The organism is Mesorhizobium sp. M2A.F.Ca.ET.037.01.1.1 (assembly GCF_003998075.1).
Lineage (GTDB): Bacteria > Pseudomonadota > Alphaproteobacteria > Rhizobiales > Rhizobiaceae > Mesorhizobium.
Genome location: NZ_RZSA01000232.1, coordinates 1 through 7,604 on the forward strand (window position 1 = coordinate 1; position 7,604 = coordinate 7,604).

Sequence of the window (7,604 nt, forward strand, 5' to 3'; positions counted from 1 at the left end):
GGCAATTTGGCCAGCGTTTCGATGGTCGTGCCGGCGCGGGGATGTTCGTCTTTCGCGACGACGATTGCATCGCCTCTCCTTTGCGGGATGGTCACCGGCGTGATCTCCTTCGCCAGCCGGCCACTGGCCTGCGCGGCCACCGCCTTGTCCTGGCTGCGCACGGCGAAAGCGTCCTGGTCGGCCCGAGAGACGGAAAAGTCCTCGGCGACGTTCTCGCCGGTCTCCGGCATGGAATCGACGCCATATTGCCTCTTCATCAGCGGGTTGACGAAGCGCCAGCCGATGGTGGTGTCGTAGATTTCGGCATTGCGTGAGAAAGCTGCATCGGCCTTCGGCATGACGAAGGGGGCTCGGCTCATCGACTCGACGCCGCCGGCGACCATCAGCTCGGCCTCGCCAGCCTTGATGGCGCGCGCGGCGATGGTGACGGCATCCATGCCCGAACCGCAGAGGCGATTGACCGTCGAACCGGGAATGTCCTGGGGCAAGCCGGCAAGCAGCAGCGCCATGCGCGCGACATTGCGGTTGTCCTCGCCGGCCTGGTTGGCGCAGCCATAGACAACATCGTCGGTGGCGGCCCAGTCGAGACCCATGTTGCGCTCAACGAGCGCCCGCAACGGGATGGCGCCGAGATCGTCGGCTCGCACGGAGGACAACGCGCCGCCGAAGCGGCCGATGGGCGTGCGGATGTAATCGCAGATGAAGGCTTCAGCCATTTAAGCAGCTTTCCCTTTGGCGGTCCCTTGATGCGCCGCCTTGGTGCGGGCCTGCAGGTCGCGCAATGTCTTCAGCTCGAGTTCCGTCGGCGCCGGCGTCTCGTCAAGGGCCTCCGCGAACTTGACCGTCCAGCCACAAGTTTCCTGCACCTGCTCGCGGCTGATGCCCGGATGCAACGAGACGACGGTGAACTCCTTCGTCACCGGGTCCGGCCTCCAGATGGCGAGGTCGGTGATCAGAAGCGTCGGGCCGGCGGTGTCGATGCCGAGGCGCTTGCGGTGGTCGCCGCCTTCGCCATGGCCGAAGGAGGTGAAGAAGTCGATCTTCTCGACCATGCCGCGCTTCGACTGCGCCATGGTGATGTAGACTTGCTTTGACGAGGTGGCGATCTCCGGCGCGCCGCCGCCGCCGGGCAGGCGGGTCTTGGGATGCGCATAGTCGCCGATGACAGTTGTGTTGATGTTGCCGAATTTGTCGAGCTGGGCGGCGCCGAGGAAGCCGATCGAGATGCGGCCGCCCTGCAGCCAGTAGCGGAACATCTCCGGCACCGCGACGGTGGTGACCGCCGTCTCGCACAATTCGCCGTCGCCGATCGACAGCGGCAGCACGTCGGGCGCGGTGCCGATGGTGCCGCTCTCATAGATCAGCGTGATGTCGGGCGCATGGGTCAGCCGCGCGACGTTGCAGGCGGCCGACGGCGCGCCAATGCCTACGAAGCAGACATCGTCACTTTTCAAGGCGCGGCTGGCGGCGATCGTCATCATCTCGTTGGGGGTGAAACCCAGATTGTCAGCGTCGCTCATGCGGCTTTCCTCAGATGCTCGACGCGGCCGGCAAAGTCGTCGGCGCTGCTCTCGATAACGTTCTTCTGCATCCACGCCTGGAAGCGGTCGCGGTCGGCGGCGATCTCGTCCCATTCGAGATAGGCGGCGTTGTCGCGCTCGTAATAGCCATGCGTGTAGGAGGGATGCGAGCCGCCCGGCACAACGGAAATCGCCGCGATCGTCCAGCTTGGCAGCACGGTGAGGTTGGGATGCAGGTCATCGAAATTGTCGACCATTTCCTCGTCACGACCGCGCGCTTGGCCGCTAGGACCGCCTCCTTCTGGATGCCGATGATACCTTCGACCAGCACATTGCCCTTGCGGTCCGCCTTTTGCGCATGGATGAAGGTGACGTCCGGCCTTATCGCCGGGACGGCGGCCAGCGCCTCCCCGGTGAAGGGGCAGGTGACCGATCTAATGTTGGGGTTGACCGAAGCGAGGCCGGCGCCGCGATAGCCGCGGAACACCGCGCAGGGCAGGCCGGCGGCGCCCGCCTCATAGGCGTTGGCCATGCCGGCATGGCTGTGCTCCTCGACTTCGATGGCGCGCGGAAAGCCGTTCTCGATGGCATCGCGGGCGCGTCGCAACAGGCCGACGCCGGGATTGCCGACATAGGAAAAGACGATCTTCCTCGCCATGCCCATGCCGATCATCTGGTCATAGATCAGGTCGGGCGTCATGCGGATCAGCGTCAGGTCGCGAAAGCCCTGGCGGATCGCTTCATGCGCGGCGGCGGTGGGGATCAGATGGGTGAAGCCCTCGAAGGCGACGGTGTCGCCGTCGTGCAGGTTATCCGCGACCGCCTCTTTCAGCGGCAGGAACTTGACCATCTCCAGGCTCCGTGATTGAAAAGTTCGCATTGCGAACATATGTTTTATATGAGATACTTTTAGCTCCAAAGTTTGCCTGGAGTCAACGCTGGCCTGGAGAGGTTCGTGGAAGAGGAATCCATTTCACGCGACCATGTCGGCTCGCTGGAACGCGGCTTGGCGGTGATGGAAATCCTCGCGCGCCATCCGGCCGGCATGACGCTGACGGAGATGGCCGAGGAGGCGGATCTCACCCGCGCGGGGGCCCGCCGCTTCCTGCTGACATTGGTCGCGACGGGCTATGCGACCCAGTCCGGCCGGCTGTTCTCGCTGTCGCCGCGTCTCTTGACCGTCGCGCGGACCTGGCTCGGCGGCGCATCGCTCTGGACCTTCGCGGCGCCGGTCATGCGCGAGGTAGCGGGGAAATTCGGCGAGGCCTGCAACGCGGCAGTGCTGTCGGGCGAGGACGTCGTCTATGTCGCGCGCATCCCCGGACGGCGAATCCTGAGCGTCGCGCTCGATGTCGGCACGAGGTTGCCGGCCTATTGTACGTCGATGGGGCGCGTGCTGCTTTCCGGCCTGCCGGCGGATGAGTTGAAGGCCTTCCTCGCTGACGCGACCATCGAACGGCGCACGCCGAAGACGATCACCGGCCGCGCCGCGCTCGGCAAGGCCATTGACAGAGCGAGGGTCGATGGCTTCGCCATCGTCGACGAGGAGCTGGAGCTCGGCCTGCGCTCGATCGCTGTTCCGATCGTCGACCGCGCCGGCCGCACCGTGGCCGCCATCAATGTCTCGACGCAGTCGGCGCGTTTCTCGGTCGAGGCGATGGAGCGCGACATCTTGCCGGTGTTGCGGACGGCCAAGCAGCGGGTGGAGGAGTTCTTCTTCGTTTGAGCAGCAACGGCAACCGCCCGAAGTGAGCGCTGCCCGCTCATCCGCGACGATGGTTCTCCGACGATCGGTGAGTGCTCAATGTCTGCTTGAGCGTTCCGCCATATAACGGGCTGGCGAGACGCCGAGCGCCTTTCGAAACATTGTGACAAAGCTGCTGACGTTCTCGTACCCAAGGTCGCCAGCAACCTGTTTCACCGACGCGCCGCTCGCCAACCACTGCACCGAGAGGATAATGCTCAACTGCTGTCGCCAACGACCGAAGCTCATGCCGGTCTCGGCGGCGATTACGCGCTCGAGCGAGCGAACACTGAGTCCAGAACGTTTTGCCCACGATTCGAGAGTTCCGCGGTCAGCTGGATCCGTTATCATGTCCTGGAAGATCGAACGAAGCCGAGGATCGGTTGGCATTGGCAGGTGAAGGTTGCCGAGCGGCGCTGTCGAAACCTCATGCAGCAGCAAGGCCGCAACTCCCGATTCTACTCCGTCCGCCTCATGATCTGCTGGGAACTGCGCGCTTCGGACAATTAGCTCGCGCAACAGCGGACTGACGGTAATCGTGCAGCACGTCGTGGGCAGCTTCGCGCCTGCCGCCGGCTGGACGAAGGCCGCATAGCTGTCGATGTTCCCGGAGGCTGCGATCCGATGCACCATCCCGCCCGGAACCCAAAGCGCGCACTGCGGGGGCACGATCCAGATGCCGCCCTCGACTTCACAACGAAAGACGCCAGAGAGTCCCAAGAGCAGCTCCGACTTCCGGTGGGAGTGATGGTCCAGCTCTAAGCCCTCGGTGACCATCTCGACGCCGACCGTGACGACGTCTCGGCGCGCCTCTTCGACCGTGGGCATGAGCTCAGCCAAGTCATTCCATTGACGCAGGATCGGCAAAGGGTCGCGCTCCAGGAAATTGGCACAATATCAATACATATTGGCCAAGTTTCGCGTTTCCGTCAACCTTACCCTCAGATAATGTCCGACGCGGTGGCGATGGATGCTGAAGGGGACGCTGAGATGAACGAAATGCCGTGAGCCCGTGGGCTCATCGACACACCTCTAGCCTGCTTGAAAGCAGGCTCGTCCCAGGCTCGCTCATCGTCGCGGACAACACGACTTACTGCCCGGATTACGAAGCTTACGTTCGCGAACCAGCCAATGGCTACCTCTCGGTTCCGTTCGCCGACGACGTCGAGCGGATAGAAAGCATCGCAGTCGCAAACGGCTGCTTTTGATCCTGCCTAGACTAAACAAATAAAGCTTAGCTGAAAGATAAACATGACTTCAACTTCCGAAGAGACCACAGTTATCATTGTTGGAGCCGGTGTGTCCGGTCTGACGTTGGCGTCCTTCCTGCGGACCTCCGGCGTGGCCTGCGTTGTCCTGGAGCGGATCGATCGGGCCCGCGTCGAAGTCCGGCAGCGTGCCGGCGTCGTTGATGCACGCGCCGTGCGCATGTTCGAGCAATGGGGATTAGCGGACAAGCTCCTCGCCGGCCCGCTTGCCCAGACCATTGATTATCGCGTCAACGGCGTTGGTCGCATTTTCGAGACCATCGAAGACGACGGCAGCCCGGGTCGATTCTGCACCCAGCAAATGCTCGTCAATAACCTGTTGCGCGAACTGATCGATGTCATGGCGGGTGACATCCGCTTCAGCGTCACCGACGTGTCGATCCAAAATGACGAGGACCGGCGTCCACGGGTCAGCTATTCAGATGCCGCGGGCGCTCACGAGTTCGTCTGCGATTACATCATTGGGTGCGACGCCGAGCACGGTGTCAGCCGGGCATCGATCCCAGATGGTGTCTTGACGAAGTACAGCCATGACTTCGGTTATGCGTGGTTGGCGGCGCTCGTTGAGGCGCCTGTTACCGGCCATCCGATCATGGGCGTCAGCGACCACGGCTTTGTCGCGCAGCTTCCTCGCGGCCCCCACCGGAGCCGGTATTACCTGCAATGCGCGCTTAGCGATGGTCCGGCAGACTGGCCGGATACGCGGATCTGGGATGAAATCCGGCTGCGTCTCTGCGACAACACGATCGAAAATGCCGTGGTCCATGACAAGGACTTCGTACCTATGCGATCGGTGGTCTATGCGCCGATGCAATATCGGAATCTTTTCCTCGTCGGCGATGCCGCCCACCTCTTGCCGCCCACGGGCGCCAAGGGAATGAATCTGGCTCTATACGATGTGGATGTGCTCGCCCAGGCGCTGGTGCGTGCGGCGCGCGATCACGACAGAGCGGCGCTGGACGCCTACTCAAGCACGGTCCTGCCGCACATCTGGAAGTACCAGGAGTTCAGTGCCTGGATGACCGATACGATGCATGACGCTGGCGATCCAACGCAAAACGGTACGTTTCGCCAGATGGCCGCACGCGCTTGTCTCGATAACTTGTTCGACTCCCCGACCGCAGCTCGTTTGCACAGCGAATACCAGCGGGGGCTGAATTAATGCCAGCTATGACGAAGAAAGTGGCTCTGGTGATGGGCGGCGCGAGTGGCATCGGCCTGGCCATCGCCGAGCGGTTGGCGAAGGAGGGCGCCTTGGTCTTCCTGACCGGCCGTCGCGTTGTTGATGTCGAAGCCGCAGTCGCCCAAATTGGCCCCGCCGCGCGCAGTGTGGTGGCCGACGCGAGCAACCCCGCGGATATTGAACGGGTCATCGCGACAGTCGGGGCGCAGGGCGGTCAAATCGATGCGCTGGTCTACAACGCCGGCATCATGGAACCGGCGGACCTGGAAGAGAGCATACCGGAGCATTTCGACCGCCACTTCGCGGTGAACGTGCGCGGCGCCCTTCTCACCATGCGGGCAGCGGCGCCGCGCATGGCTGCCGGGGGCTCGGCGCTGTTCTTGGGGTCGGTCGCCGACGTCAAAGGGGCGACGCCCTATGGAACATATGCCGCAACCAAGGCGGCTCTGCGCTCCTATGTGCGCAGCTGGACTGGCGAACTCGCGCCGCGCGGCGTACACGTGAACATCCTGAGCGCCGGCCCAACGGACACCGCCATGATGGCATCGATCCCAGACGAAATGCGCGACGGGATCGTCAGCCAGATACCGCTGGCCCGCATGGGCCGCGTGGAAGAAGCCGCGGCGGCGGCGTGGTTTCTACTCAGCGACGAAGCAAGCTTCATAACCGGCGCCGAGCTATACGTCGACGGCGGCATGGCTCAGGTGTGACGGGTGCGGGGCGAAGCAGCCGGCAACCGACGAGCGCCTGATGATCCGCCTTTGCCCCCGGATGAGTTGGCTGGCTTAGTTCTGCCCATGTAGGAAGAACTCGATCGGCACCACCAGTTCGAGACGGTCGCCAGGCACCTCTGCAGGCGGTTTGGGCAGGGGCTGGGCGCGCTGGATCAACGCCAAAGTCTCTTCGTCGAGGAGGTCATGGCCCGGAGGTCTGCTCGATCCTCGCCACGAGCACCTACCGCTGCGATCCATCGTGAAGCGAACATAGGATACGCCTTGCTGGCGGCGGTACTGTGCAAGAGCCGGATAACGCTTGAACTCCTCCAATCGGTCGAGAACGAGCTCCTACCACGTCGGCATCGCATTCGACAGCGAGGCAGAAGACGCCTGTGGCGCGGGAGCGGCCGGTACCGAGGACGACAGCGCGGGGAAAGCCGGCGGGGCGGTTGTGGCGGTCGCGGGCGGACGATCGACCGGCGGAGCCTCCTGCCGCTGCGCAACCTGACGACGTGGCACGATGCGGATCCTCGGGACAAGCCCGAGGATGAGGCGTTGGTCGTCGCCGATAAGCCCATACGCGATTGCCCCGGTATAGTGACCGGAAGAAGGACCTAGCCGTTGACGCGTCATTTCATATCCGCTAATGAACAGGATTATACAGGTTCATTGAACAGGTATCCATATGGCCCGTCGCGCTATGCAGCTCTCTCCCGGCACGGGCAAGCCCGAGCAGATCGCGACGGTTCTGGAGCATGAGATACGCTCCGGCCTGCTCGGCTTCGGCGACCGGCTGCAGAGCGAAAACGAGCTCGTGCAGCGCTTCTCGGTCAGCCGCAACACGGTCCGCAAGGGGCTTGAGGAACTGTCGAGCCGCGGGCTGATCACCACCAAGGTCGGCATCGGTTCCTTCGTCACCTTCGACGGCATGCCGGTCGACGACGCGATCGGCTGGTCGCGCGCGCTGGCCAATGCCGGCGCCAATGCCGAGACCCGCACCTTGCGGCTCGAGATCATCGAGGACGCGGAACTGGCGGCCAGGCTCGGCGTCGAGAGCCCATCCTTCATCGCCGTCGACCGCGCACGCACCAATGCCGATGACGGCCATGCCATCTCGATCGAGCGCAGCCGGCTGCCGCTGTCGCCCGAGTTGGAAGACATACCCCTGCGGGG

Annotated in this window: 8 protein-coding genes and 1 pseudogene; 4 read left to right on the forward strand and 5 right to left on the reverse strand. The window is 63.5% G+C overall.

Annotation, left to right across the window (positions count from 1 at the left end):
* The 3 genes and pseudogenes from EOA27_RS13915 to EOA27_RS13925 all read right to left on the reverse strand — a co-directional run.
* Positions 1-716: beta-ketoacyl synthase N-terminal-like domain-containing protein (locus EOA27_RS13915; RefSeq protein ID WP_281059421.1), on the reverse strand; the 716-nt coding region annotated here is incomplete at its 3' end.
* Complete coding sequence (locus EOA27_RS13920; RefSeq protein ID WP_126081876.1) at positions 717-1,520, reverse strand: CoA-transferase subunit beta; 804 nt, start codon at positions 1,518-1,520, stop codon at positions 717-719.
* Positions 1,517-2,370: pseudogene (locus EOA27_RS13925) on the reverse strand (CoA transferase subunit A). The gene EOA27_RS13920 and the pseudogene EOA27_RS13925 overlap by 4 nt, the downstream one beginning before the upstream one ends.
* A 105-nt stretch (positions 2,371-2,475) precedes the next feature.
* Between EOA27_RS13925 and EOA27_RS13930 the strand changes: the two are divergent.
* Positions 2,476-3,246 (forward strand): IclR family transcriptional regulator C-terminal domain-containing protein, encoded by a 771-nt coding sequence (locus EOA27_RS13930; RefSeq protein ID WP_126081878.1) that lies wholly within the window; start codon positions 2,476-2,478, stop codon positions 3,244-3,246.
* Between the two features lie 75 nt (positions 3,247-3,321).
* Here the strand turns inward: EOA27_RS13930 and EOA27_RS13935 are convergent, their stop codons facing one another.
* Positions 3,322-4,131, reverse strand: coding sequence for a helix-turn-helix transcriptional regulator (locus EOA27_RS13935; RefSeq protein ID WP_245466991.1), 810 nt, complete (start codon positions 4,129-4,131; stop codon positions 3,322-3,324).
* A gap of 384 nt (positions 4,132-4,515) precedes the next feature.
* Between EOA27_RS13935 and EOA27_RS13945 the strand changes: the two genes are divergently transcribed.
* Together EOA27_RS13945 and EOA27_RS13950 are read left to right on the forward strand one after the other, a co-directional pair.
* A complete protein-coding gene (locus EOA27_RS13945) occupies positions 4,516-5,694 on the forward strand; it encodes a 4-hydroxybenzoate 3-monooxygenase (protein ID WP_126081880.1) in 1,179 nt (392 codons plus the stop codon).
* Positions 5,694-6,425, forward strand: coding sequence for an SDR family oxidoreductase (locus EOA27_RS13950; RefSeq protein WP_127256513.1), 732 nt, complete (start codon positions 5,694-5,696; stop codon positions 6,423-6,425). Before EOA27_RS13945 ends, EOA27_RS13950 begins: the two co-directional genes overlap by 1 nt.
* A gap of 75 nt (positions 6,426-6,500) precedes the next feature.
* Here EOA27_RS13950 and EOA27_RS13955 read toward each other — a convergent pair whose 3' ends face one another.
* Positions 6,501-6,761 carry an energy transducer TonB gene (locus EOA27_RS13955; protein ID WP_126081882.1) on the reverse strand — a complete coding sequence of 87 codons (261 nt, stop codon included), beginning with the start codon at positions 6,759-6,761 and terminating at the stop codon, positions 6,501-6,503.
* 355 nt (positions 6,762-7,116) lie between these two features.
* Here EOA27_RS13955 and EOA27_RS13960 point away from each other — a divergent pair.
* Positions 7,117-7,604 (forward strand): GntR family transcriptional regulator (locus tag EOA27_RS13960; protein ID WP_145970345.1); only part of this gene is annotated, 488 nt, incomplete at its 3' end.

What these genes read in the sequence shown, in the direction of transcription:
- EOA27_RS13920 (WP_126081876.1), bottom strand. Translation starts at nt 1,520, where the DNA reads ATGAGCGACGCTGACAATCTGGGTTTCACCCCCAACGAGATGATGACG.
- EOA27_RS13945 (WP_126081880.1), top strand. Translation starts at nt 4,516, where the DNA reads ATGACTTCAACTTCCGAAGAGACCACAGTTATCATTGTTGGAGCCGGT.
- EOA27_RS13950 (WP_127256513.1), top strand. Translation starts at nt 5,694, where the DNA reads ATGCCAGCTATGACGAAGAAAGTGGCTCTGGTGATGGGCGGCGCGAGT.